The organism is Brevibacillus centrosporus (genome assembly GCF_046622605.1).
GTDB classification, from domain to species: domain Bacteria; phylum Bacillota; class Bacilli; order Brevibacillales; family Brevibacillaceae; genus Brevibacillus; species Brevibacillus centrosporus.
In genome coordinates, this window is the sequence record NZ_CP176856.1 from 5864965 (window position 1) to 5889052 (window position 24088).

Consider the following 24088-nt stretch of genomic DNA (forward strand, 5'->3'; position numbering starts at 1 on the left):
AACCATGCGTTTTCTGATAGATACAGCAAACGTTGATGAAATTCGTGAGATTCACGAGTGGGGCGTACTTGCAGGCGTAACCACCAACCCTTCCCTGGTTGCCAAGGAAGGCAGAGATTTCATCGATACGTTGAAAGAAATTATCGACATTGTAGATGGTCCGATCAGTGCTGAGGTCATCAGCACAGATGCGAAGGGCATGATAGAAGAAGGCGAAAAGCTGGCTTCCCTGTCGAAGAATATCGTGATCAAAATCCCGATGACGGCAGAAGGCTTGAAGGCAGCGAAGTACTTCGCGAAAAAGAAAATCAAAACCAATGTGACACTGGTATTTTCCGCGAACCAGGCACTGTTGGCTGCACGTGCAGGAGCGAGCTACGTTTCTCCGTTCCTGGGACGTCTGGACGATATTGGTCAGGACGGCATGACGCTGATTGACGATATCGCTGAGATTTTCTCCGTACATGGGATTGAAACAGAAATCATCGCAGCGTCGGTTCGCCACCCTGTTCATGTGACGGAAGCGGCAAAACGCGGAGCGCATTTCGCTACCATCCCAGCAAAAGTATTTAAACAAATCATTGGCCACCCACTGACAGACAGCGGTCTGGAAAAATTCCTCGCTGACTGGGCAAGCATGCAAAAATAAGATCGAACGTTACAGTTTCGAGCACCTTTTCCACTGGGGAAGGTGCTTCTTTCCCGATTACGCCTGAGGAGAGCAGAGCATGGATAAGCTAATCATCAATGGTGGGAAACCGCTCGCGGGGACGGTAACCATCAGCGGAGCAAAAAACAGCGCGGTAGCCTTGATTCCGGCAGCGCTTCTGGCAGATGGGCCAGTCGTCATCGAAAACTTGCCCCGTATTCAGGACGTGGACATTTATTTTGAGCTCCTGCAGGAAATGGGAGCCGATGTATTGTTTGAAGAAGACTGGATGGAAGTAGACGGTCGGGCGATGAAGCTCATGCTGATGCCCAACGGTCGCATCAAAAAACTGCGAGCTTCCTACTATTTGTGGGGCGCTTTGCTGGCCAAGTTTGGAGAGGCACAAGTAGGCTTGCCGGGTGGCTGTGATCTGGGTCCGCGTCCGGTTGATTTGCATATCAAAGGCTTTGAAGCGATGGGCGCCCAAGTGGAAAACAAGAACGGCGTCATGACGATCAAAGCAAAAAATGGCCGACTCCAAGGCGCGAGGATCTACCTTGACCTTGTCAGTGTCGGCGCTACTATTAACATCATGCTCGCTGCTGCCAAAGCAGACGGCGTGACCATTATTGAAAATGCAGCCCGTGAGCCGGAGATTGTCGATGTAGCTACCCTGTTGAACAACATGGGAGCCAATATCAAAGGTGCCGGGACTGACATGATCCGCATTCAGGGTGTAGAATTCCTGCGTGGCTGTCGCCATACGATCATCCCTGACCGGATCGAAGCAGGTACGTATATGATTGCAGCCGCTGCGACAAACGGCAATGTTCTGGTGGAGAATGTCATCCCCAAGCATTTGGAGTCCGTGACAGCCAAGCTGCGTGAAATAGGAGCGGAAGTAGTGGAAATGGACGATTGCATTCAAGTGATCGGCCAAAAGGGCTACCGTTCCATTGATGTGAAAACAAGTCCTTATCCAGGATTCCCGACAGATCTGCAACAGCCGATCACGACCCTTTTGACGATGGCAAAAGGCTCCAGCATCGTCACCGACAACATTTACAGCTCCCGTTTTCGTCATGTTGACGAGCTGAGACGCATGGGGGCAAATTTGAAGGTAGAGGGCAGATCCGCCGTGATAGAAGGTGGAAGCAGCCTGAACGGTGCTAAGGTAGTTGCCTCTGATCTGCGGGCGGGAGCTGCTTTGTTCATCGCTGGCCTTGCGACGAATGGCGTAACCGAGCTGGAAGGATTGGAACATATTGATCGTGGATATGAAAATTTGGTAGGCAAGTTGCAAACACTAGGAGCCGATGTACAAAGAGTAGGCTTGCATCGCTCGGAAAATCATCAACGCTAAATAGATCAACCAGGAGAGGAGTCTTCCAGAATGGAACGCAGCTTAACACTTGAACTGGTACGTGTGACCGAGGCAGCAGCATTGGCATCCGCTAGTTGGATGGGACTCGGTAAAAAAGATGAGGCTGACGATGCAGCAACAACGGCCATGAGAAAAGAGTTTGAAAAGGTACCGATGGACGGAATCGTCGTCATCGGTGAAGGGGAAATGGACGAAGCGCCGATGCTCTACATTGGGGAGCGTTTGGGTCAGGGTGTAGCTCCTGCTGTCGATGTGGCCGTTGATCCGCTGGAGGGAACCAATATCCTCGCAAAAGGTACGTGGGGGGCTATTTCTGTTATTGCCATTGCGGACCGCGGCAATCTGCTGCATGCTCCTGATATGTACATGGAGAAAATAGCAGTAGGACCAAAAGCAGTAGGCAAAATTGATATCAATGCACCGATTCGCGACAACCTGAAAGCTGTTGCCCAAGCACAGGGGAAAGATATCAGCGATTTGGTAGCGATCGTGCTCGACCGGGAACGCCATCAACAGATTATTCACGAAATCCGCGAGGCAGGTGCCCGCATCCGCCTTATTTCAGACGGGGATGTGGCTGCTGCGATCAATACAGCTTTCCCTGATACAGTCGTAGATATCATGTTCGGTTCCGGTGGTGCGCCTGAGGGAGTGCTGGCTGCTGTCGCTCTGAAATGCTTGGGCGGAGAAATCCAAGGAAAGCTGTTGCCGCAAAGCCAGGAGGAAATCGAGCGCTGTATGAAAATGGGCCTGCAGAACCCGCATCAAGTTCTTTTCATGAACGACTTGGTGAAAGGTGACGACGCCATTTTTGCAGCAACTGGTGTTACCGATGGGGAGCTGCTGAAGGGCGTGCGATTCCAAGGTACCCGGGCAACGACGAATTCGGTGGTTATGCGTGCAAAAACGGGAACCGTCCGTTTTATCGAAGGCAACCATCGTTTGGAAAGAAAGCCGACGCTGTAATAGATGCTCCAATGAGTAGAAAGAGTAAATAAAGAGTGGTGGATGTATGTTAATTTCTGAACTAGAAGAAAAGAAGCTGACCGATCTCTACAAGCTGGCCAAAGAGTATCACATTCCTTACTATTCGCAGTTAAAGAAGAAGGAATTGATCTTCGCTATATTGCGTGCCAGAGCGGAGAAAGACGGTCTCATGTTTATGGAGGGCGTGCTGGATATCCTGCCGGAAGGGTATGGCTTCCTGCGCCCGATCAACTATCTCCCTAGCTCCGAGGACATCTACATCTCCCAATCGCAGATCAGACGCTTTGATCTGCGGATGGGAGACGTAGTATCGGGTAAGGCGCGACCGCCGAAAGAGAACGAACGATATTTCGGCCTCTTGCAAGTAGAAGCAGTCAATGGAGAAGACCCCGAAACAGCTGCAGAGCGTTTGCATTTCCCCGCTTTGACGCCGTTGTATCCTCAAACCAAGCTTGTCCTGGAAACCTCACCTGAGCGTGTTTCCACCCGCCTGATGGACCTCCTCTCCCCTGTTGGATTGGGTCAGCGTGGACTTATCGTGGCTCCACCAAAAGCAGGGAAAACCATGCTGCTAAAGGAAATCGCTAATAGCATCACGGAGAGTCGCCCTGATATTCATTTGTTTGTGCTGCTCATCGATGAGCGTCCCGAAGAAGTAACAGACATGCAGCGCTCCGTCAAAGGTGAAGTCGTAGCGTCTACTTTTGACGAATTGCCTGAAAATCATATCAAAGTGGCTGAGCTGGTATTGGAACGTGCAAAACGTCTGGTCGAGCATAAAAAGGACGTTGTCATTTTGCTTGATTCCATCACGCGTTTGGCTCGGGCCTACAACCTGGTTATTCCTCCAAGCGGCAGGACGCTTTCCGGTGGTATTGATCCGGCAGCTTTTCATCGTCCCAAGCGCTTCTTCGGTTCGGCACGCAACATTGAGGAAGGCGGCAGCCTGACGATCCTGGCGACTGCGCTGGTAGAAACCGGTTCGCGGATGGACGATGTCATTTACGAGGAATTTAAAGGAACAGGAAACATGGAGCTTCATTTGGACAGGAAGCTGGCAGAGCGTCGTATTTTCCCGGCGATCGACATTCGTCGTTCCGGTACACGGCGTGAAGAGCTGCTGCTATCCAAGGAAGAGCTGGACAAGTTGTGGATGATCCGCAAGAACATGAACGAGACAAACGAGTTTGTTGATTCGTTTATCAAAAAGCTCGCGGATACGAAAACCAACGATGAATTTTTGCAAACGCTTGAATCCAAGCAAGGACGCGGAAAAGCAGCTAATACGACGGTGAGTTCTTCATGACTCACCGTCATTTTTTTGTCCAGGCACGCATACGGTAGGAAATAGAATTTGAACGAAGGAGGAGTTTTCTGTGCCATTCGAGCAGATGCCAGCTCCGATCGAGAGTCTGGACGAAGCCAAAAGAACGGTCGTGGAACAAGCTTTGTTTCAAGCGTTCAATCCGTATGCAGGCTTGGCTAAATCAGATGCTTCATCCAAAAGTAATGTCATGGTATATGCCGTCAATCAGGGAGATACGCTCTCGGGTATTGCCCAGCGCTACGGTCTTACTTTAAGAAGACTGGTAGAAATGAACAAAATCAATAATCCCAATTTCGTCAGTGTCGGAATGAAGCTCATCATTAGCAAAGACGAGGTGAAGCATATCGTAAAACGAGGGGAAACGCTCAACTACATAGCCAGTCGTTATCGCGTCAGCCGGGAATTGTTGATAGACCGCAATCCGCTGCTTAGGTGGCTGTCGGACAACCTATATGTGGGACAGGTTGTGTATGTCCCGATTGTGGGTGAGCCGTCTTTGCAAGCAGAAGACCTCCAGCAAAAGAGGAATACGTCACAGGCAGCCAGTCGACAGGTGATCGGGCGAATCAGGGAGCGCATGGAATGGCCGGTGAAAGAGGCGACGATCACCAGCGGGTTTGGAGTGCGATGGGGAAAGGCGCATAAAGGAGTGGACCTGTGGAATCAAAGCGAAGCCAAGGCTCCGATCTATGCGGCAAAATCAGGAGTTGTAGTAGAGGCAGGGGCGAACCGTTCGGGCTACGGCAGGATGGTGGTGCTTGACCACGGAGACGGGCTGCAAACCTTTTATGCCCATATGCGCAGCATTATCGTGGCGCCTGGACAATCGGTAGATGCAGGTGAAATGCTCGGGTACATGGGGCATACGGGAGACTCGACGGGATATCATTTGCATTTTGAGGTCAGGCAGGACGATGTGCCGATCAATCCACTGCCATATCTGGGCAGGTAAACTCCTGCAATTTACTTTACTTTTTCTATGCGTTACAATGGGCAAAGCAAAGAAGCGAGGCGATTTTCCCATGTATTTAGTGTACGCAGATGAAAAAGGTAATGTCTACGACCACCCGGGATTGCTTTCGGTGGCACGTAACGGTGATATATTGACAGAAATCCTGGAGGAAGAGCTGATTCCACTGCCAGAAGGCGCGACCTTGGTCAGCCTGCCAGATACCGTTCCGATCGGGATGGATCCAAAGACGGGTGAAATGGTGAAGCTGGACGGTTGCACGGCGGTGGGAGCACTTGTTCCTCAAGGAATTACACGGCTGCTGCTCCCTGGGTATGTGAAATCAAACAAGGACAGCAAGCTGCCACTCTTTGGCTATTCCGCAGTTGTGTGGAAAGATGGCAGCTTCTGGGTAGCGGGCAGATCGAGTGATGACATCTATAAATGGGATCCGCTCAACTTTCCGATGGACGAGCTGCGTCAGCGCGTAGAAAAAACGCTGGAGCAATTTCCGCAAAATCGGATCTTGAACCATCTGTCCCATTGTGCGTTGGAGTACGAATGCTTGACGGCTTCCAACAACTTCTTCCATCGTTGGGAAGGCAGCTTGCCTGTCTCTTATACCTGTAATGCCGGCTGCTACGGCTGTATTTCCGAGCAGCCCGAAGACAGCGGATTTCCGTCCCCTCAGACGCGGATGAACTTCAAGCCGACAGAGGAAGAGCTGGTAGAGGTCATGCTGCATCACTTGCAAACGCCGGAGAGCATCATCAGCTTTGGACAAGGCTGTGAAGGGGAGCCGTCCACGATGGCTTCCATCATTGTTCCTGCGATGCGCCGTGTGCGGGAGCAAACAGACATGGGCTACATCAACATCAACACCAACGCAGGGCTGACCGACCACATCAAAGGAATTGTGGACGCGGGTCTGGACCTTATGCGTGTCAGCATCATCAGTGCGATTGACGAGCATTACAACGCTTACTATCGCCCGCGCAACTACACACTGGAGAATGTCGCGCGTTCCGCCGAATATGCGGCATCCAAGGGTGTCTATACGTCCATCAATTACTTGTGCTTCCCAGGTGTTTTCGACCGTGAAGAAGAAATGGAAGCAATGATTAACTTCATCCGCCGAACCGGAATCAAATTGATTCAGATGCGCAATCTAAATATTGATCCAGAGAGCTATTTGGCCATGATTCCGAAGGCTCAGGGTGAGGTGTTTGGCATGAAGCAAGCCATCGAGATTTATCAGGAAGAGCTGCCAGACGTTGTAATCGGGTCGTTTACACACATCCCACCGGAGCAATTGCGCCGCAGGAAAAACATGGCCTAAGCGGGCAACCTGTTGCATTTGCGACGTTGACATGCTACTATTTTTACTGTGTTTATATAACTCTGTTTCGGCAAACGATTCAGGGCGGAAAGAGGTGCATTTAGATGAAACAAGGTATTCATCCACAGTACAACACTGTGAAAGTAACATGTGCATGCGGTAACGAATTTGAATCCGGTTCTGTGAAGCAAGCGCTGAAAGTGGAGATCTGCTCCAACTGCCATCCTTTCTTCACCGGTAAACAAAAATTCGTGGATGCTGGCGGCCGTGTAGACCGTTTCAAACGCAAATACAATCTTTCCTAATTGGAAAGGATTGGAGCAACCAGGTAGAGCAATCTGCCTGGTTTTGTTTTTTCTTAGGAATATTTCGAATAGGGCATAGACAGCGAAACAAAGCAGGAGGTCATTTGATGACAGCCATCGTCTGGTTTCGGCGTGATTTGCGCCTGCATGATCATGCAGCGCTACATAAAGCAGTGCAAACGGGCGAGGACATCGTTCCCGTATGTATTCTCGAGGATCGTTTTTGCCGCTCGGAGACGGTGGGAGATCGGCGCCTGCATGCCTTTTTGTCGGCCGTGAGTGCTCTGGGGAAAAATTTGGAGCATGTGGGCAGCCGTTTAATCATTCGTCACGGGGAGCCTTTGCAGGTGCTCGAACAGCTGATTCAGGAGACCGGGGCGGACAAGCTGTTTTACAACCGGGACTACTCTCCTTTTGCACGAAGCCGTGATGAGCAGGTGGAGATGGCCCTCCGTTCAAAAGGAGTATTTGTTCAGGCGTGCAAAGATCTGGTGTTGCATGAGCCAGGGGAAATTATGAACAAGCAGGGAAAGGCGTATGCCGTCTTTACGCCGTTTCGGAGAGTGTGGCAGACGCTTCCGAAAGACAGACTCTACCCAATGGCTGAAAAGTTACCAGCCTGGGACGGGATCACAGAGTTATTTAGTGAGAAGGCACCTGTTGTAGAGCAATTCGGTCGAAAGAAACCGCTCGGGGAGCAATGGAAGCCTTCGCATTTTGGGGAAGAAGCATTTGCTGGTTGATTGGCGAGTGGGGATGGCGTATTTTTCCAGGAAGCTAATCGATTGCGATGACGCGGCAAATATCGGTGGATGGCAATGGAGCGCCTCTACCGGGACAGATCCACAGCCGTATTTCCGCATTTTCAACCCAGTTTCCCAAGGGGAGAAATTTGATCCGGATGGAGCCTTCGTAAAAAAATATCTTCCCGTGCTGCAGCATGTACCTCTACAATATATCCATAAACCGTGGGAAATGCCGCTGCATTTACAGGAGCAAACAGGATGCGTCATCGGTCTGGACTATCCGCCGCCGTGCGTAGACCATGCGCAAAGAAGGAAGCTCGCCCTGACCTCGTTTCAGGAGGCAAGGGACCGGCATCTGACAAAGACGGAGTAATGACTTCTTGATAAAGGGAGATAGAATCGTGGCACAACTTTACTTTCGTTACGGAGCAATGAATGCTTCCAAATCGATTCAGCTTTTGACTGTCGCTCACAATTACGAGCAATCTGGTAAAAAAGTGATGGTGTTTACGCCAGCGGTAGACGATCGCTTTGGCGTCGGAAAAGTGGCGTCTCGTGTAGGGATTAGCCGGGAAGCTTATCCGATAACGGATGAAACCGACCTGTATGAAATTGTGGCGGCAGAGGAGCTGAAGCCCCACTGTGTGCTGGTCGATGAAGCACAATTTATCGGTAAGCACCATGTCGATCAGCTCGTTGCGATTGTGGACAAGCTGGGTATCCCTGTAATTGTCTACGGCTTGCTGAAAAACTTTAAAAACGAACTGTTCCCAGGAAGTGCTGCATTGCTCTGTGAGGCAGACAAGGTGGAAGAAATCAAGACCGTCTGTGTCTACTGCAATAAAAAGGCAACGCACATTCTCAAATTTAAAAATGGAAAACCGGTGTATGCCGGAGAGACGATCGAGATCGCTGGCAATGATACGTACAGCAGTGTTTGCCGTCGTCACTACTACCACCCGCCGGGATTTTAAGTCAACGCCACCTCTCTTTTGGCCGTGCATGAGCATTCGATGTGATGTGCAGACTAAGGCAAAACAGGAGGTGGCTTTTTCATGCGATGCTTGCCTTTTTGGAAAAGCTCGATGGCGGTGCTTTGCGTGGCGGCTCTCGCCTCTTTGCTGACTGTCGGATGCAACCGGACGATGACGCAGGAGAAGGGCTATGGAACGCAAAATCTCGATCGTCAACACAATACGACCATAAAAGGGGAACAAAGCGGTGATGTTCTCCATCGTGCGGCTACTCCTACGGAAGACCGTGATGGATTGATGGGGAGAAACCAAAATCCGAACCTGATCATTGGACATAATCAGACCCGTGGGTATCAGGTTGATCTGAACAATATGGAGACGATGGCGAAGTCCATTCCTGGCGTGGAAAATGCGCGTATCACACTAAACGGCGGAAACGCATATGTTACTCTTGATCTCGTGCACAACGTGACGGCAAGTCAAGCTCGAAACATTGAGAAGCAGGTCATCGATGCACTGAAGCAGAAAATTCCTCGCTATGATTTCCACATCACCTCAAATGAAGGTTTTCATCGCTGACATAGCGAGACTGAATGGAGGGCTCGGCATTGCCGGGCCTGTTTTTGCACGACTGGAAGCCTTTTTCCAGTAAAATAATGCGCTTTGACTTATTTCCGGTTTCCTCCTATAATTTATCTGTTATGATTGATCTTCGTATTTTTTACGATTGGGGTGAAGTACAGTGTTTACACGCTTATCTGCTGTTGAAGAGCGTTTTGAAGAAGTGACCAATCTCCTTTGTGACCCCGACGTCATTAGTGACACAAAACGCTTGCGTGAATTGTCCAAGGAGCAGTCTTCCCTGGAAGAAACCGTGACGACTTACCGTGAATATAAATCAGTTGTATCCCAGATGGAAGATGCCAAGGCCATGTTGGAGGAAAAACTGGACGATGAAATGCGCGAAATGGTCAAGCTCGAAATCAGTGAGCTGGCTTCGCGTAAAGAAAAGCTGGAAGATCGCTTGAAAATCCTGTTGCTGCCGAAAGATCCGAACGATGAAAAGAACGTCATCGTCGAGGTGCGTGGTGCAGCAGGCGGAGACGAGGCTGCCTTGTTTGCAGCGGTACTGTTCCGTATGTACACTCGTTTTGCCGAGCGCAACGGCTTCAAGATCGAAGTATTGGAGGCAAGCCCTACCGATATTGGTGGATACAAGGAAATCGTCTTCTCGCTCAGCGGTCGCGGCGCTTACAGCAAAATGAAGTTCGAAAGCGGAGCGCATCGCGTACAGCGTATTCCGGCTACAGAGTCCGGCGGGCGCATCCATACCTCTACGGCGACTGTTCTGGTACTCCCGGAAGCAGAAGAAGTCGAAATAGAAGTAAACGACAAAGATATCCGTATCGACACCTTCTGTTCCAGTGGTGCAGGTGGACAGAGCGTTAATACCACCAAGTCTGCCGTTCGTGTGACTCACCTTCCTACAGGGATCATGGTTTCCTGTCAGGATGAAAAGTCGCAGCACTCTAACAAAGATAAAGCATTGCGCGTATTGCGTGCTCGCCTGTACGATTTTTATATGCAGCAGCAAAATGCTGAAGTAGATGCCAACCGCAAGAGCCTGGTGGGTACTGGTGACCGAAGCGAGCGTATCCGTACGTACAATTATCCACAAAGCCGTGTAACCGACCACCGTATCGGCTTGACGCTGCATCGTTTGGAATCGGTTCTCGAAGGCGAGTTGGATGAAGTGATCGACAACCTGATCATGCACGAACAGACGGAGCTGTTGAAAAGCCATGCAAACACAGCTTGATTGGTCTACTGTCACGACGATTCGAGAAGCCCTGACACGGGCTTCTTCCTTTTTGCGTGAGCATGGGGCAACTGATCCGGTGTTTGAGGCAGAGCTGCTGATTCGCCATTGCTTGGACTGGGACCGTACCCGTTTCCTGATTGCGATGATGGATCCGATTCCTCCAGGGGCGATAGAGAAGCTGGATGAGCTGCTTTTGCGGCGTGCCCAGCACGAGCCTTTGCAGTATATGTTTGGCTCGCAGGAGTTTTTTGGTCGGCTGTTTCATGTGCGTCCTGGTGTGCTGATTCCTCGCCCGGAAACGGAAATCTTGGTGGAGCAGGTGCTCCTGCATGCGGCCAAGCTGTGGCAGGGGGACGAGGCTGACGTTTTGACTGTAGCAGATATCGGTACAGGCAGTGGTGCCATTTGCATTACACTTGCCTGCGAGCGGCCTAGCTGGAAGGTCACGACCGTGGATTTGTCTTTGGACGCGACTGTGATCGCCAAGGAAAATGCGGAGCGTCTAGGAGCTGCCGTTCGCTTTTTGCAAGGGGATCTGGTGCAGCCGTTGCTCGCTGCCGGGGAGCAGGTAGATATCCTCGTATCCAATCCGCCGTATATTCCAAGTGCAGATGTTGATGAGCTGGATGCGGAAGTACTCGAGCACGAGCCACGCTTGGCTTTGGATGGTGGAACAGATGGACTGGACTGCTATCGACGTTTGTGCGAGGCACTGCCAGCTCTTTTAAAGAAAAAAGCACTGGTTGCCTATGAGGTGGGTATTCATCAGGCACGTGATGTTGCGGATCTGATGAAGGCATCCGGCGTTATTGATGAAGTGCATGTTGTACCTGATTTGGCGGGCATAGAGCGGGTAGTCATCGGCGTAAGACGATAGCGACTCGTTTGCTCGCCTTTTTCTTTCCGATTCGTTCAGAATATTTTCGATCTGCCGTTTGAATTCAGAACCTTCTGCCCATACTGGTGCTATAGAGAAAAAGAGCGTGACTAGCACAGTACAAGAGGGAGCTGTTCGATATGAAACGGACACTATGGATGGCGTTTTGTGTACTCATGTTAATGATGAGCTGGGAGGGACAGCTTACTTCGGCAAATGTTGTGGATAACGGGCCGATCCCTCAAGAATCCATTCGCTTGCGGATTATTGCCAACAGCGATTCCTTTCAAGATCAGTGGTTAAAGCGGGAAGTGCGTGATGCGCTGATCGCTCAAATGGATACATGGGCAACAGATATCAAGGATTTCAAGGATGCAGAGAAAGTCGTGAGAGCGAATCTGCCTGTGATGCAGCAAGTGGTCGACCAAACGATTCATGACCGCGGTTTTAGCTATAAAGCTGTCGTCGATTTTGGACAAGTCCCTTTTCCTACCAAGCTGTATGGTTCCTATGTGTACCCGGCAGGCGATTATGAGGCGCTGCGCGTACAAATCGGTGAGGCGAAAGGGCAAAACTGGTGGTGTGTCTTGTTCCCGCCGCTCTGCTTTATCGATATGTCCAACGGGGATGGTGTACAAGCAGCTCCAGCGGATACAGAGCAGGAGTCTGTTGCGGATGAGACCGATGCAGCACTTGAAACGCAAGCGAGTGTAGCTGCTACAGCAGTGGATACGGCTACAGGCCGAACACGGGATGAATGGCAGGAGTGGCGCCAGCTGCGTTTAGAGGATGTGTATGGAGAGCGCCAAGCTGACCGTGAGCCTGAACGTGGGCAAGAGAGTCAAGTCGTATCTGCCAGCACAGATGAATCCGTGGCAGGCAGCGTAGAAGCTCAGACAGAGACGGAACAACCAGCTGTGGCTCCTGCACCTGAAATCGAGGTAAGATTCTTTCTCTGGGATCGGCTGGAGAAGCTGTTCTCCTAAACAAAGAAAAAACGACACCTGGCAGTGGGCGCAGGTGTCGTTCTCTCGTTTGATGATGGGGGTAGGCGTTATTGCAGCAAGGCTTTCACATCGGATCGAAGCAAATTCAGGTAGCTGTGCGGTGGGATCGCGAAAGCAGGCATTCCCGCTGCATAGGCGGCGATTTCGTATTGAGTGAAATGAATGACCAGATTTCCGTTCTCAAAGGAATAAGGCTGGTTATCGGCAACGGTTTCGAAGCTGTAGAGCTCGGCTTTTTCAGGATCCGCCTGAATTTGTTGCTTGATCAGATTGTTCAGGACATAGTGATAATTGATGCCAGGCTGGAACAGGTCAGCGAGCTGCAGGTTCTGGGCTTTGTCCAGGTTGGCGATATTGTAGTAGGTAACATCGGTCATACCGTGTGCGCCACCTGTGTACAGATACGTTTGCACAGAGAATGCGACGAGCTTGCCGACAGAGTGAACCTTATAGGATATATCCACAGCATGGGGACGCATCGGATAGCCGTATTTCTTAGCGTCGATTGCGTCTTGCTTGCTCATGATTTGTCGTTCCTTCAATGCATCCTGAGCTTGTTTGAGCAAATCAGCATTCAGCTTTGCTTCATACGCTTTATCGTTCAGCCCGCTGATGACAGGGATCGTGATGTTGGCTTCGTACTCGGCTGTCTTTTGTTGAATGGTTTTGGAGGTAATCACGACTCCTTTTACTTGCGGGCTGCTTACCGGTACAGCAGGCTTGACTGGCACTGGAGTAGCAGCTATTGCTGGTGAAACGACAGCGCTGAGCAGGACAGCTGAACCGAGCAGGCTTGCTGCCATGGATTTGAATGATTTCATGAGAATGTCACGATCCTTTCAAGAAGGGACGGTTTGGAATGGTGTTGATACTCTTATCCTACTACATTCCTTAGCAACACTCGGTTAAAAATCGGTAACAATGTTTTTTCCACTGTGCTGATTAAAGTTATCAACAAGTTACCCACAGGCTGTTGAAAACTTTAATCAGCACATCTATACTTAAGGCACTTATGAATACGAAACGTGCTAGAGAAAGGATATTTTTATCATGGAGCAAAAGGTAGTCACCAAAGTTTGGACTGTGGATAATATTGTGGAAAATGCTGTGGAGAAAATACAGAGTTGTACACAGATTGTGGATGCAGCACGTTTGCTGCGGGATCGTGCGGTCGTCGCGTTTCCGACTGAAACCGTTTATGGTCTGGGAGCCAATGCATTGTCCAACGAAGCTGTGGAGAAAATATTTGCAGCCAAAGGAAGGCCCAGTGATAATCCACTGATTGTGCATATTGCAAAAAAGGAGCAGTTATCCACCGTGGCGTCGGAAATACCGGAAAAGGCGGAGAAGTTGATGGATGCCTTTTGGCCCGGTCCGTTGACCATTATTTTGCCACGGACAGATGAGGTCGCCTCGCTCGTCACGGCGGGTCTTGATTCCGTCGGAGTACGGATGCCTGATCATCCCATTGCACTGGCTTTGATTGCTGAAGCAGGAGTTCCCATCGCTGCACCAAGTGCCAATCGATCCGGGCGTCCGAGTCCCACGACAGCGGCCCATGTTCTTGCCGATTTGGATGGCCGTGTAGCGGGTATCGTGGACGGGGGAGCAACGGGAGTGGGATTGGAGTCCACAGTCATTGATGTAACGGTGGAGCCTCCTGTGATTCTTCGTCCGGGAGGCATTACCCGTGAAGAGATGGAAGCCGTGATTGGACCTGTCGCACTGGACCCATCTTTTCAGGCGGGAGCTACGGAGACTCCGCGTGCGCCTGGCATGAAATATACCCACTACGCACCGGAAGGCGAAATGTGGCTGGTGGCAGGAGAAGCAAAGCGAGTGTGGGACAAGATGGCCGCTATGCTGCGGGAAGCGAAGCAGCATGGGCGAAAAACAGGTGTGCTGGCAACGGAGGAGACTTTTGAGGCGTGGCGTGCACATCCTGACGCTGATGTCGTGCTGTCCGTTGGATCGCGTTCTGATTTGGGAGAGGTTGCCCATCAGCTGTATGCCGTCCTGCGCGATTTTGATGCCCACCACGTGCAGTTCATTGTAGGCGAAACGTTTTCCCGAGAGGGCCTTGGCATGGCTGTCATGAATCGTCTGGAAAAGGCAGCTGGCGGTCGAATCGAGCAGGCGTAAAATGCCTTGTCTAAACTCCTTCTTGTCCGCATAGGTTGAAGAGACGAGGAGGGGGAGGCCAGTTGGACCAGGTCTTGTTTCAGTGGGGGCAATTTCTGACCTTGCTCATGATCGCATTTGCCTTGAGTATGGACGCATTTTCTTTGGGAATCGGAGTAGGAATGGTAGGGATTCGGCTTCGGGAGATAATAAAAGTCAGTATCACCATAGGGCTTTTTCATATAGGTATGCCGATTGTAGGGATATTCGTTGGGGCGTATTTGTCTGATTTGGTTGGGGATATCGCCGTTTTTATGGGAGGCGGTGTTCTGATGGTGATTGGCTTGCATATGTTATGGAACGGATTTGTGAATAGCGATCAAAAAAGCGTGCTGCGGACCAAAGGGTTTGGCTTGATCCTTTTCGCCTTCAGTGTGAGCCTGGATGCCCTCACAGTCGGCTTCTCTTTCGGATTGATCGAAGTGAACAGGCTGCTCGCCATCACGCTTTTCGGCATCATGGGCGGTGCGATGTCCTACTTCGGATTACTTCTCGGCAGAAGCGTGGGAGGATGGTTGGGGGATTACAGCGAATTAGTAGGTGGACTTATTTTGTTCTGTTTTGGGTTAAAATTTATGTTATAGCAGGATGGCGCAGGCAGAAGGAGGCGAGATACGTGAAACGGATATTGTTTGTCTGCACAGGCAATACCTGCCGAAGTCCCATGGCAGAAGCGATTTTCCGAGCCAAAACGGCTGGGCAGGATTTTGAGGTGCGCTCAGCAGGGGTGGCAGCCTATGACGGGCAAGCGGCCTCTCCTCACGCCAGTAAAGTGCTGAAAGAGCGTGGGATTGAGCACAACCATTCGTCAAGCAGACTGGATGCAGAGCTGATCGAGTGGTCCGATCTGATTTTGACGATGACAGCCAATCACAAGCAGGCGATTTTGATGTACTATCCAGCTGCAGCAAACAAGGTGCATACCTTGCGTGAATATGTAGGAGTAGAAGGCTTTGGCGATATTGCAGATCCGTTTGGTGGGTCTATGGAGGATTATCGCAGAAGTGCAGAGGAAATCGAGGAGGCGCTGGACAGGCTATCGATAAGGTTGCTTCAAGAGCGTTTTCGTGAATCGCGCTAAGAATGAGGTGTTGGCCCCTTGTCAGTACCTTGTTTCGCATTAGAGTACGAACATTTTCTCTAACGTGGATTGAAATGTTCACTTTTTACTTGTGGGATTATGATGTATAATGAACGAGATCAAGTACAAGCGAGGGATGACAAGATGAAAGTAGCAATTGCTGCTGATCATGGTGGATACAAGCTCAAAGAGGAGATCAAGACGCTGCTTGCATCCTTGAATGTGGAGACCGAAGACTTCGGGGTCTCCTGCGCCGATTCGGTAGACTATCCTGACTATGCGCTTCCTGTAGCGGAAAAAGTAGCGGCAGGCGAGTTCGACCGTGGTATTTTGGTATGCGGTACTGGCATTGGCATGTCGATTGCTGCGAACAAAGTGCCGGGGATTCGCTGCGCGCTGGTGCACGATACCTTCTCGGCACGGGCAACTCGTGAGCACAACAACACGAATGTCCTGGCCATGGGTGAACGTGTCATCGGTCCTGGTTTGGCACTCGATATCGTGAAGATCTGGTTGGATACGGACTTCCAGGGTGGACGTCACGAGCGACGTGTGGAGAAAATCTCGGAGATCGAAGCGAAACACACGGGAGTGAAGTAAGTGGATCTGGTCGCCATTGAAAAACAGGTCATTGAGGTTGTAAAGGAAGTTGTCCATCTGTCTGAGCTGAAGCCAGGACAGCTGCTCGTCATCGGATGCAGTACCAGTGAAGTGCTGGGCAAGCACATCGGCAAGGCGGGAAGCAAGGAAGTGGCAGCTGCTCTTTATCGCGGTATTCGTGCTGTACAAGACCTGAGCGGGTTTGCCGTGGCTTTTCAATGTTGTGAACATTTGAACAGGGCGTTGGTCGTGGAGCGCGAAGTGTTGGAGCGATTCGGATGGGATGAGGTATCGGTCGTCCCCGTTCCTACAGCAGGCGGTTCCATGGCAGCGCATGCTTACACCCAGATGAAGGATGCTGCCGTCGTCGAGCATATCTCGGCACATGCCGGGATCGACATCGGCGATACGCTTATTGGCATGCATTTGAAGCATGTAGCGGTTCCGGTGCGGCCAACAATTCGCGTCATCGGGGAAGCACATGTTACGGCAGCGCGGACTCGTCCGAAGCTGATCGGCGGCGCCCGTGCCGTGTATGAAAAAGCACCAACTACGGAGAGCTGTACCTAAAAAGAACGTGAGACAAGCTCATGTTCAAGGAGGAGAGAATATATCATGCTAGATCATTTGCGCCAGCAAGACCCACAAGTATTGGAAGCCATCCAGTTGGAACTGGGAAGACAACGCGACAAGATTGAGCTGATCGCATCCGAGAACTTCGTTAGCCGTGCTGTAATGGAAGCAATGGGAACCGTTCTGACAAACAAATACGCAGAAGGATATCCAGGCCGTCGCTACTACGGTGGCTGCGAATACGTGGATATTGCTGAAAATATTGCGCGCGATCGTGTGAAGGAACTGTTTGGGGCAGAACATGCCAACGTTCAACCTCACTCCGGCGCTCAAGCAAACATGGCTGTATACTTCACCATCCTGAAGCCAGGCGATACTGTACTTGGTATGAACCTGTCCCATGGTGGTCACTTGACGCATGGTAGCCCTGTAAACTTCTCCGGTACGCTCTACAATTTCGTAGAATACGGAGTAGATCAAGAATCCCACACCATCAATTATGAAGACGTTCGTGCGAAAGCTCTCGAGCACAAGCCAAAATTGATCGTAGCGGGCGCGAGTGCGTACCCACGTACCATCGACTTCGCTAAGTTCCGCGAAATCGCGGATGAAGTGGGCGCATACTTCATGGTAGACATGGCTCACATCGCAGGTCTGGTAGCAGCAGGTCTGCATCCAAACCCAGTGCCATACGCTCATTTCGTTACTTCTACTACCCACAAAACCTTGCGCGGTCCTCGCGGTGGTCTGATTCTTTGCAAAGAAGAGTTTGCAAAAGCAATCGACAAATCCGTATTCCCAGGCGTACAAGGTGGACCTTTGATGCACGTAATCGCTGCAAAAGCAGTTGCTTTTGGTGAAGCTCTGCAAGCAGACTTCAAAGATTACGCAGCTCGCATTGTAAGCAATGCAAAAGCATTTGCAGAAGCTTTGACTGCAGAAGGGTTGACGCTCGTATCCGGCGGTACCGATAACCACTTGGTTCTGGTGGATGTAAGCAAGGTCGGCTTGACTGGTAAAGTGGCTGAGCATCTGTTGGATGAAGTCAGCATCACAACCAACAAAAACACGATCCCTTACGATTCCGAGAGCCCATTTGTAACAAGCGGTGTTCGTATGGGTACGCCAGCGGTTACCAGCCGTGGCTTTGATGAAGAAGCAATGAAAGAAGTAGCAGCGATCATCGCGCTCACTTTGAAAAATCCAGAAGACGCAGCGAAACACGAAGAAGCTCGCCAGCGCGTAGCTGCTCTGTGCCAACGCTACCCAATGTACGAAGGCTTGGAAATCTAAGCTTCGTGCGTTGAATAGGAAGGCAGACTCCGAATGGGGTCTGCTTTTTTCGTAGGAGAAGAACATTTCCAAGCTGCGCTCAATGCTGCGCCCTGCTGAGGGGAAGGACTGCCCGCTCGCATCCACTGGCGGGGAAACGCAAAAGTGGGGAAGAACATTTCCAAGCTGCGCTCAATGTTGCGCCCTGCTGAGAGTTGGGGCTGTCCGCTCCGCACCCATTGGCGGGGAAACGCAAAAGTGGTAGCCGCTGCGCCGTGTTTGCAGGTTGCGTTTCTGTTGCCCGCCAATGGCTGCTCCGCTCGGTTGGGCTCCACAACTCGCTCCGCTTGGAAATGTTCTTCTTATCGGGGGAGAAAAGGCTTTGATGGTTTACCCGTGAAGAGTAATGAATGGTTTGTTTCCTAAGCTTCGAAGTACTACAAACAAAAACGCCAAGAAGCCGGACTCCAGGCGGAGCGATGAGGCGCGGGCAAAAGGAGCGTAACCGTGAATACTCTGCGTAGCGGCTACCACTTTTACGCTCCCCCGCGACTCATTGCGCAGCGTGCAGTCCTACCCTCAGCGGGACGTAGGGTGGAGCGGAGTCTGGAGATCGGATTCTCCGTAGGGTGGAGCGCAGCCTGGAGACCGGCTTTTTCGAAGATTGGGCAAATTGACGGCGGGACACTCCTTCGCTATTATGAGAAGGATGTATTGATAGGGAAACGGAGGAACGTTCATGAGCCGTGTATATGTGTTTGACCATCCGCTGATTCAGCATAAAGTAACTTATATCCGTGACAAGAATACGGGGACCAAGGAATTTCGCGAGTTGGTGGACGAAGTAGCGACACTGATGGGGTATGAAATTACCCGTGATATGCCGTTGGAGGAAACCACGATTGATACGCCTGTGGCTACTTGTAAATCCAACGTGATTGCAGGGAAAAAAGTGGGTCTCGTACCGATTTTGCGCGCTGGTCTCGGTATGGTTGACGGTCTGTTGAAGCTGATTCCTGCAGCCAAGGTAGGCCATGTTGGGTTGTATCGTGATCCGGAAACCTTGCAGCCAATTGAGTACTACGTCAAGCTGCCTTCTGACGTAGCTGAGCGTGAATTGATCGTGATTGATCCGATGCTGGCAACAGGCGGTTCTGCCGTTGCAGCGATTACTGCACTGAAAAAGCGCGGTGCGAAGAATATGAAGCTGATGTGCCTCATCGCTGCGCCAGAAGGTATTAAAATGGTGCAGGACGAGCATCCGGATGTAGATATTTTCGTAGCCGCGATTGATGAATATTTGAACGATCATGGATATATCGTGCCAGGCTTGGGAGATGCGGGAGACCGTCTGTACGGCACAAAGTAGCGGGAGAGGGAAACCGATGAAAACATGTAAAGTAATGACGGTATTTGGTACACGTCCGGAAGCGATCAAAATGGCTCCGCTCGTGCACGAATTGAACAAGCACAGCGAACAGATTGAATCCGTTGTTTGCGTGACTGCGCAGCATCGCCAAATGCTGGACCAGGTGCTGGAGATTTTCGATATCAAACCGGACATTGACTTGAACATCATGAAAGACCGGCAGACACTGGTAGGAGTCACTACCCGTGCGCTGGAGAGCTTGGACAAAGCGATCAAGGAAGTAAAACCTGACATCGTGCTGGTCCATGGGGATACGACAACGACTTTTGTAGCGAGCTTGGCAGCGTTCTACAACCAGGTTGCGATTGGCCACGTCGAAGCGGGCCTGCGTACGTGGGACAAGTATTCGCCATTCCCGGAAGAGATGAACCGTCAGCTGACAGGCGTCATGGCAGACCTGCACTTTACCCCAACCGACGGCTCCGCCGACAATCTGCGCCGGGAAAACAAAAAGGAAGAGACCATCTACATCACTGGTAATACAGCGATTGATGCGCTGAAGACAACGGTGCGTGAAGATTATACACATCCTGTGCTCGACCTGGTTTCCAATCACAAAATGGTGCTGATGACCGCTCACCGTCGCGAAAATCTGGGTGAACCGATGCGCCAGATTTTCCGTGCCGTGAGAAGAATGGTGGACGAGCATCCAGAGATTGCGGTAGTCTACCCTGTGCATCTCAACCCGGCCGTACAGGAAGTGGCCCACGAGCTTCTGGGCAGACATGAGCGCATTCATTTGATCGAGCCGCTCGATGCCTTTGATTTCCACAACTTTGCGAGACGCGCGCATTTGATTCTGACTGACTCCGGTGGGGTACAGGAGGAAGCACCTTCTCTGGGAGTTCCTGTTCTCGTGCTGCGTGATACGACAGAGCGTCCAGAAGGGATTGCAGCAGGCACACTCAAGCTGGCTGGTACCGATGAAGCGCAGGTGTATGCGATGGCAAAAGAGCTGCTGACAAACCAAGCAGCGTATGATGCTATGGCGCATGCTGCCAATCCGTACGGGGATGGGGAAGCTTCTCGTCGGATTGTAGAGGCTATTCTTCATCATTTCGGATTGCGCGAGGAGCGTCCGGAGCCGTTCCATTCTGGTCATTAATCATCTAGGTCTGCACATACTGATTTTCTTTGAAGTCCCGTCCGGTGCTGTTGGTATAGCCGGACGGGTTTTCTTTCCGCAAAATTGTCGACTAACTATTTGTTATATTTTTCTAATAGAGAATCTAGCGACAAGGCGAAACTATCAACTACCATGGAGCGTCTAAATTCTAGTTGGGTTTTTGTACCTGAACCACAGACATAAAAAAGATCGGAAAACGGAGAGGAGTCACCAACATGAGAGCGCGGAAGGCGGTTACGCTGCTCACGGCTGCGACAGTAGCCTGGGGAGCTTTTGTTCCGTTTGTGCCGCTTGCGACCAATGTGGCACAAGCGAGAGCGGAGACAAGTTCATTGCAGATGATGTGGCAAACGCCGATTGGCGAAGGGACCACTTTACTCAAATACACAAAATCTTTTGCAGATCAATTGGTTACGGTCATGGTGACCAAGGTGGATCTGAACAATCAGTACGTGGAAGTAAAGCCGGTCTACGGCACGAAAGGCAAGCTGACTGAGAGGCAAACCGTAACCCAGATGGCGCGGGAAACGGGAGCGATCGCAGCGATCAATGCGGACTTTTTCAACATGTCCAAACGCGGCGCACCTTTCGGAATCGTGCAAAAGGACGGCGAGCTGGTTTCCTCGATGGGGCTGATCTCTTACTGGTACAGCCTCGGATTGACGGGCGACAAGACCGCAATCATCGAAAAATTTGGATTTGGCGGAAAGGTAACTGCACCAAGTGGAGCTACCTACTCGATCCAAGGGGTCAACAAAGAAGAGTACAATCCCAGCGAAGGCCGCAAAAGCCATCAAAACCAGCTGAATCTGTACACCCCGTCTTTTGGTAAGACGAGCCTCGGGGCCATTTCCGGCTACAAAGACGTCGTAGAAATTTTGTTCGTCGACGATGTCGCCAAAGAAATCCGAGTCAATCAACCTGGCGTATACATACCTTACAACGGCTATGTCCTTTGGGGACATGGCGAGGCTGCGGCTTTCCTGAAACAAAATTTCCCTGTCGGTGCGAAAGCGCAGGTACAATATCAAACAACACCTCAAGACATCGATCTGCTGGATGCGGTAGGAGGAAACGTGCTTCTGGTTAACCAGGGAAAAGCGCTCACCTCCTTCCAGGCAGATAAATCCATTACCTCGATCAATTCTCGTACAGCTGTCGGTATCTCCCAAGACGGCAAAACAATGTACATGGTCACCATCGATGCGAGCAAAGGGGTTTATCTGGACGAGCTGGCAAAAATCATGGCAGAGCTGGGCTCCTATCGCGCAGTGAACTTTGACGGCGGTGGTTCCACGACTTTGGCTACCCGAATGCTGGGTGAGACGCAGGCGAACCTTTCCAACGTGCCGAGCGGCGGAGTCGAGCGAAGAGTACCAACAGGCCTTGCTGTGTATAACACTGCCCCAAAAGGCGACTTGCGCGGCTTTACAATCGATGTGCCTTCCGATGTTCTGATCGGACAAACGGTTTCGATGACCGCGTCAAAAGGATACGACACGCACTACCAGCCATACGCGATCAATTCGTCTAATGTCGCATGGGACGTAAGCGGTGGCTCGGATGTAGGGACAGTAGACGGTACACGCTTTACTCCAGCCCGTTCGGGTCAAATCACCCTGCAAGGGCGTTTGGGCAATGTGACGCAAAATAAAGAAATTCACGTCGTTTCTGGCAGCGAGGTCCAGCAGATTGTGGTTTCGCCAAATCCGGTGACGATCGCTCCTGGCCAAACCTTGACGCTCGACATCAAAATCAAGACGAAAAAGGGAGCGCTTGTTCAGGCGACTCCGCTTAGTGTGCAGACAAGTGTAGACTCTTCGATCGCTACGGTGAACGACAAGCTGCAGCTGACAGCTGGAGATCTGCCAGGCAACGGCAAGCTCACTGTGACCTATGATGGGGTTTCTACAACGATTCCGTTTGCGATCGGTCAATTCGAGCAGCCTTGGCTGACATTTGACAACCAAGTGGGCATGTACCACGCTGCTAACCCTGCGAGCATCAGCTCTGCTGGTTCCTTCGGTGCTGTCACCGATCCTGTGTTCCGTACGAAAAAAGCAGCGAAACTGGTCTACAACTTCTCGGGAGCGCCAGCAAGCAGCATGAGAATCGCTTACGGCGTCCTTGGTGCAAATCCAGTGACGATCCCAGGCAAGCCACTTGGATTGGGACTGTGGGTCAATGGCGACAGCAGCAGACACTGGCTGCGTGCAGAAGTCATCGATGCAAACGGCAAGACTGTGTACGTGGATCTGGCAAAAGAAATCGACTGGTCGGGCTGGAAGCAAGTGAAAGGCTACTTCCCGAGCAATGCCGCCTATCCGCTGAAGCTGAGAAGCATTTACGTCGTCGACCAGGCAAACGACGGAATTACGCACGATCAAGGTACCCTGTACTTCGACGAGGCATCTCTCCTCTTGCCGAACCAAACGGGTCAACCGAGTGATTCGGTGATCGTACCTGAGCTGCCGGGAAGCATGTCTCTCGGAGCGGAGCTCGACTTGCAGCATTCCTTTGTAAACACAGCATCGTTCCTGGAAACCGCGAAGATCGATGTGGAGCCGATCGTTTCACAGCCGCTTCCAGGCTACGTGCCGGCAGACTACTCCTTTACGATTCAGCCGGGTGAGCTGAAGGCTGGAGAAGAAGATCGCATCTCTACCTCTCCGATTCAGCTGACACTCGTGCCGAAAAATTGGATTGCGGGGAAAGGCGTTGGACTTCTGTATGTGAACGAGACCAACAATACGCTCGATCCGTTGCTGGGTACGAGAAATGCACAAGGACAATGGGTCTACGAAGTCAATTCCTACGGGAAGTACGTGCCGTACTATCTGGATAATGTGGGACCAGCGTTCACTGACATTACCAACCACCCTGCTAAAAACGAAATCACGTACATGGCAGATCAAGGCTATGTGAAGGGCTTGACCGACACCACATTCGGTCCGGAGGCTTCTCTGACCCGTGCGCAGTTTGTCGCTTTGCTCGCGCGTACGTTTAATTGGCAGCTGCCGTCTGCGCCAAAGCTAAGCTTCAAGGATAAAGTGCCTTCCTATGCACAAGGAGCTGTGCAGGTTGCTGTATCCAAAGGCTTGGTGAAGGGATACGGAGATAATACCTTCCGTCCAGACCAGCCGGTGACGCGTGCGGAAGCAGCCGTGATTCTCGATCGTCTCGTAAATAAAAAGGGAGCCACTAAAACCGTTGGGGATAAGGGAACATGGCCTACGTGGGCAGCTTCCTCGATCAACAACATGGTCGGGCTCGGTCTGATGGATCCGGTCAGCAACAAATTCCAGCCGAACAAGGCAACGACCCGTGCAGTGTGTGTCGTGGCTCTGTACCGGATTTTGCAGCAAACGAAATAAGCAGGAAATACCCCAAAAAAGGACCTAGTTTCTCCTCAGGGAGCGACAAGGTCCTTTTTTTGTTGCCAAACGAAGGAAAAAGGCTT

General features: G+C 51.2%; 24 protein-coding genes. 23 read left to right on the plus strand and 1 reads right to left on the minus strand.

Annotation, left to right across the window (positions count from 1 at the left end; translation table 11 throughout):
- The first annotated feature begins 4 nt into the window (after window positions 1–4).
- The 14 genes from fsa (at window position 5) to spoIIR (ending at window position 12345) form a co-directional block, all read left to right on the plus strand.
- Entirely contained in the window at window positions 5–649 is a 645-nt protein-coding gene (fsa, locus tag ACLIN2_RS29225) for a fructose-6-phosphate aldolase (RefSeq protein WP_092268302.1), read from the plus strand.
- Window positions 650–728: 79 nt separating this feature from the next.
- Complete coding sequence (locus tag ACLIN2_RS29230; protein ID WP_092268301.1) at window positions 729–2012, plus strand: UDP-N-acetylglucosamine 1-carboxyvinyltransferase; 1284 nt, start codon at window positions 729–731, stop codon at window positions 2010–2012.
- A 30-nt stretch (window positions 2013–2042) separates the two neighbouring features.
- Window positions 2043–2999 carry a class II fructose-bisphosphatase gene (glpX, locus tag ACLIN2_RS29235; RefSeq protein ID WP_411502896.1) on the plus strand — a complete coding sequence of 319 codons (957 nt, stop codon included), beginning with the start codon at window positions 2043–2045 and terminating at the stop codon, window positions 2997–2999.
- Between the two features lie 46 nt (window positions 3000–3045).
- On the plus strand, window positions 3046–4326 hold the full coding sequence (rho, locus tag ACLIN2_RS29240) for a transcription termination factor Rho (protein WP_092268299.1): 1281 nt from the start codon (window positions 3046–3048) through the stop codon (window positions 4324–4326).
- 85 nt (window positions 4327–4411) lie between these two features.
- A complete protein-coding gene (locus tag ACLIN2_RS29245; protein WP_373863335.1) occupies window positions 4412–5299 on the plus strand; it encodes a peptidoglycan DD-metalloendopeptidase family protein in 888 nt (295 codons plus the stop codon).
- Between the two features lie 70 nt (window positions 5300–5369).
- Complete coding sequence (locus ACLIN2_RS29250) at window positions 5370–6635, plus strand: radical SAM protein (RefSeq protein WP_092268297.1); 1266 nt, start codon at window positions 5370–5372, stop codon at window positions 6633–6635.
- A 104-nt stretch (window positions 6636–6739) separates the two neighbouring features.
- A complete protein-coding gene (gene rpmE, locus ACLIN2_RS29255; protein ID WP_055745712.1) occupies window positions 6740–6940 on the plus strand; it encodes a 50S ribosomal protein L31 in 201 nt (66 codons plus the stop codon).
- A 107-nt stretch (window positions 6941–7047) separates the two neighbouring features.
- Entirely contained in the window at window positions 7048–7683 is a 636-nt protein-coding gene (locus ACLIN2_RS29260) for a deoxyribodipyrimidine photo-lyase (RefSeq protein WP_246071020.1), read from the plus strand.
- Window positions 7673–8059, plus strand: a complete 387-nt coding sequence (locus tag ACLIN2_RS29265; RefSeq protein WP_411502897.1) for an FAD-binding domain-containing protein — start codon at window positions 7673–7675, stop codon at window positions 8057–8059. The genes ACLIN2_RS29260 and ACLIN2_RS29265 overlap by 11 nt, the downstream gene beginning before the upstream one ends.
- Before the next feature lie 28 nt (window positions 8060–8087).
- Window positions 8088–8660: a thymidine kinase gene (locus ACLIN2_RS29270; RefSeq protein ID WP_092268296.1), complete on the plus strand. Its 573-nt coding sequence runs from the start codon at window positions 8088–8090 to the stop codon at window positions 8658–8660.
- Window positions 8661–8741: 81 nt separating this feature from the next.
- Entirely contained in the window at window positions 8742–9239 is a 498-nt protein-coding gene (locus tag ACLIN2_RS29275) for a sporulation protein (RefSeq protein ID WP_411502898.1), read from the plus strand.
- A gap of 163 nt (window positions 9240–9402) precedes the next feature.
- Window positions 9403–10479, plus strand: coding sequence for a peptide chain release factor 1 (gene prfA, locus ACLIN2_RS29280; RefSeq protein WP_411502899.1), 1077 nt, complete (start codon window positions 9403–9405; stop codon window positions 10477–10479).
- On the plus strand, window positions 10463–11359 hold the full coding sequence (prmC, locus tag ACLIN2_RS29285; RefSeq protein ID WP_411502900.1) for a peptide chain release factor N(5)-glutamine methyltransferase: 897 nt from the start codon (window positions 10463–10465) through the stop codon (window positions 11357–11359). Before prfA ends, prmC begins: the two co-directional genes overlap by 17 nt.
- A gap of 140 nt (window positions 11360–11499) precedes the next feature.
- Window positions 11500–12345 carry a stage II sporulation protein R gene (gene spoIIR, locus ACLIN2_RS29290; protein ID WP_411502901.1) on the plus strand — a complete coding sequence of 282 codons (846 nt, stop codon included), beginning with the start codon at window positions 11500–11502 and terminating at the stop codon, window positions 12343–12345.
- Window positions 12346–12413: 68 nt separating this feature from the next.
- Here spoIIR and ACLIN2_RS29295 read toward each other — a convergent pair whose 3' ends face one another.
- Complete coding sequence (locus ACLIN2_RS29295; protein ID WP_400583238.1) at window positions 12414–13187, minus strand: DUF3298 and DUF4163 domain-containing protein; 774 nt, start codon at window positions 13185–13187, stop codon at window positions 12414–12416.
- Between the two features lie 229 nt (window positions 13188–13416).
- Between ACLIN2_RS29295 and ACLIN2_RS29300 the strand changes: the two genes are divergently transcribed.
- The 9 genes from ACLIN2_RS29300 (at window position 13417) to ACLIN2_RS29340 (ending at window position 24002) form a co-directional block, all read left to right on the plus strand.
- On the plus strand, window positions 13417–14508 hold the full coding sequence (locus ACLIN2_RS29300) for an L-threonylcarbamoyladenylate synthase (protein ID WP_327931323.1): 1092 nt from the start codon (window positions 13417–13419) through the stop codon (window positions 14506–14508).
- A gap of 62 nt (window positions 14509–14570) precedes the next feature.
- Complete coding sequence (locus tag ACLIN2_RS29305; RefSeq protein WP_092268289.1) at window positions 14571–15131, plus strand: manganese efflux pump MntP family protein; 561 nt, start codon at window positions 14571–14573, stop codon at window positions 15129–15131.
- A 32-nt stretch (window positions 15132–15163) separates the two neighbouring features.
- Entirely contained in the window at window positions 15164–15628 is a 465-nt protein-coding gene (locus tag ACLIN2_RS29310; RefSeq protein ID WP_411502902.1) for a low molecular weight protein arginine phosphatase, read from the plus strand.
- A 144-nt stretch (window positions 15629–15772) separates the two neighbouring features.
- Window positions 15773–16228 (plus strand): ribose 5-phosphate isomerase B, encoded by a 456-nt coding sequence (gene rpiB / locus ACLIN2_RS29315; protein ID WP_122926475.1) that lies wholly within the window; start codon window positions 15773–15775, stop codon window positions 16226–16228.
- Window positions 16229–16798 (plus strand): TIGR01440 family protein, encoded by a 570-nt coding sequence (locus tag ACLIN2_RS29320; protein ID WP_092268286.1) that lies wholly within the window; start codon window positions 16229–16231, stop codon window positions 16796–16798.
- Between the two features lie 45 nt (window positions 16799–16843).
- Window positions 16844–18094 (plus strand): serine hydroxymethyltransferase, encoded by a 1251-nt coding sequence (gene glyA, locus ACLIN2_RS29325; RefSeq protein ID WP_400583228.1) that lies wholly within the window; start codon window positions 16844–16846, stop codon window positions 18092–18094.
- Window positions 18095–18812: 718 nt separating this feature from the next.
- Entirely contained in the window at window positions 18813–19442 is a 630-nt protein-coding gene (upp, locus tag ACLIN2_RS29330) for a uracil phosphoribosyltransferase (RefSeq protein ID WP_092268284.1), read from the plus strand.
- A gap of 16 nt (window positions 19443–19458) precedes the next feature.
- Window positions 19459–20607 (plus strand): non-hydrolyzing UDP-N-acetylglucosamine 2-epimerase, encoded by a 1149-nt coding sequence (gene wecB, locus ACLIN2_RS29335; protein ID WP_411502903.1) that lies wholly within the window; start codon window positions 19459–19461, stop codon window positions 20605–20607.
- A 236-nt stretch (window positions 20608–20843) separates the two neighbouring features.
- The gene (locus ACLIN2_RS29340; RefSeq protein WP_411502904.1) at window positions 20844–24002 is read left to right on the plus strand and encodes a phosphodiester glycosidase family protein; all 3159 of its coding nucleotides are present in this window, start codon (window positions 20844–20846) and stop codon (window positions 24000–24002) included.
- Window positions 24003–24088 lie beyond the last annotated feature (86 nt).

Bases quoted from the DNA above. Each gene is read 5' to 3' on its own strand.
- fsa (WP_092268302.1), top strand. From the start codon at position 5: ATGCGTTTTCTGATAGATACAGCAAACGTTGATGAAATTCGTGAGATT.
- ACLIN2_RS29230 (WP_092268301.1), top strand. From the start codon at position 729: ATGGATAAGCTAATCATCAATGGTGGGAAACCGCTCGCGGGGACGGTA.
- glpX (WP_411502896.1), top strand. From the start codon at position 2,043: ATGGAACGCAGCTTAACACTTGAACTGGTACGTGTGACCGAGGCAGCA.
- rho (WP_092268299.1), top strand. From the start codon at position 3,046: ATGTTAATTTCTGAACTAGAAGAAAAGAAGCTGACCGATCTCTACAAG.
- ACLIN2_RS29245 (WP_373863335.1), top strand. From the start codon at position 4,412: ATGCCAGCTCCGATCGAGAGTCTGGACGAAGCCAAAAGAACGGTCGTG.
- ACLIN2_RS29250 (WP_092268297.1), top strand. From the start codon at position 5,370: ATGTATTTAGTGTACGCAGATGAAAAAGGTAATGTCTACGACCACCCG.
- rpmE (WP_055745712.1), top strand. From the start codon at position 6,740: ATGAAACAAGGTATTCATCCACAGTACAACACTGTGAAAGTAACATGT.
- ACLIN2_RS29260 (WP_246071020.1), top strand. From the start codon at position 7,048: ATGACAGCCATCGTCTGGTTTCGGCGTGATTTGCGCCTGCATGATCAT.
- ACLIN2_RS29275 (WP_411502898.1), top strand. From the start codon at position 8,742: ATGCGATGCTTGCCTTTTTGGAAAAGCTCGATGGCGGTGCTTTGCGTG.
- prmC (WP_411502900.1), top strand. From the start codon at position 10,463: ATGCAAACACAGCTTGATTGGTCTACTGTCACGACGATTCGAGAAGCC.
- spoIIR (WP_411502901.1), top strand. From the start codon at position 11,500: ATGAAACGGACACTATGGATGGCGTTTTGTGTACTCATGTTAATGATG.
- ACLIN2_RS29295 (WP_400583238.1), bottom strand. From the start codon at position 13,187: ATGAAATCATTCAAATCCATGGCAGCAAGCCTGCTCGGTTCAGCTGTC.
- ACLIN2_RS29300 (WP_327931323.1), top strand. From the start codon at position 13,417: ATGGAGCAAAAGGTAGTCACCAAAGTTTGGACTGTGGATAATATTGTG.
- rpiB (WP_122926475.1), top strand. From the start codon at position 15,773: ATGAAAGTAGCAATTGCTGCTGATCATGGTGGATACAAGCTCAAAGAG.
- glyA (WP_400583228.1), top strand. From the start codon at position 16,844: ATGCTAGATCATTTGCGCCAGCAAGACCCACAAGTATTGGAAGCCATC.
- upp (WP_092268284.1), top strand. From the start codon at position 18,813: ATGAGCCGTGTATATGTGTTTGACCATCCGCTGATTCAGCATAAAGTA.
- wecB (WP_411502903.1), top strand. From the start codon at position 19,459: ATGAAAACATGTAAAGTAATGACGGTATTTGGTACACGTCCGGAAGCG.
- ACLIN2_RS29340 (WP_411502904.1), top strand. From the start codon at position 20,844: ATGAGAGCGCGGAAGGCGGTTACGCTGCTCACGGCTGCGACAGTAGCC.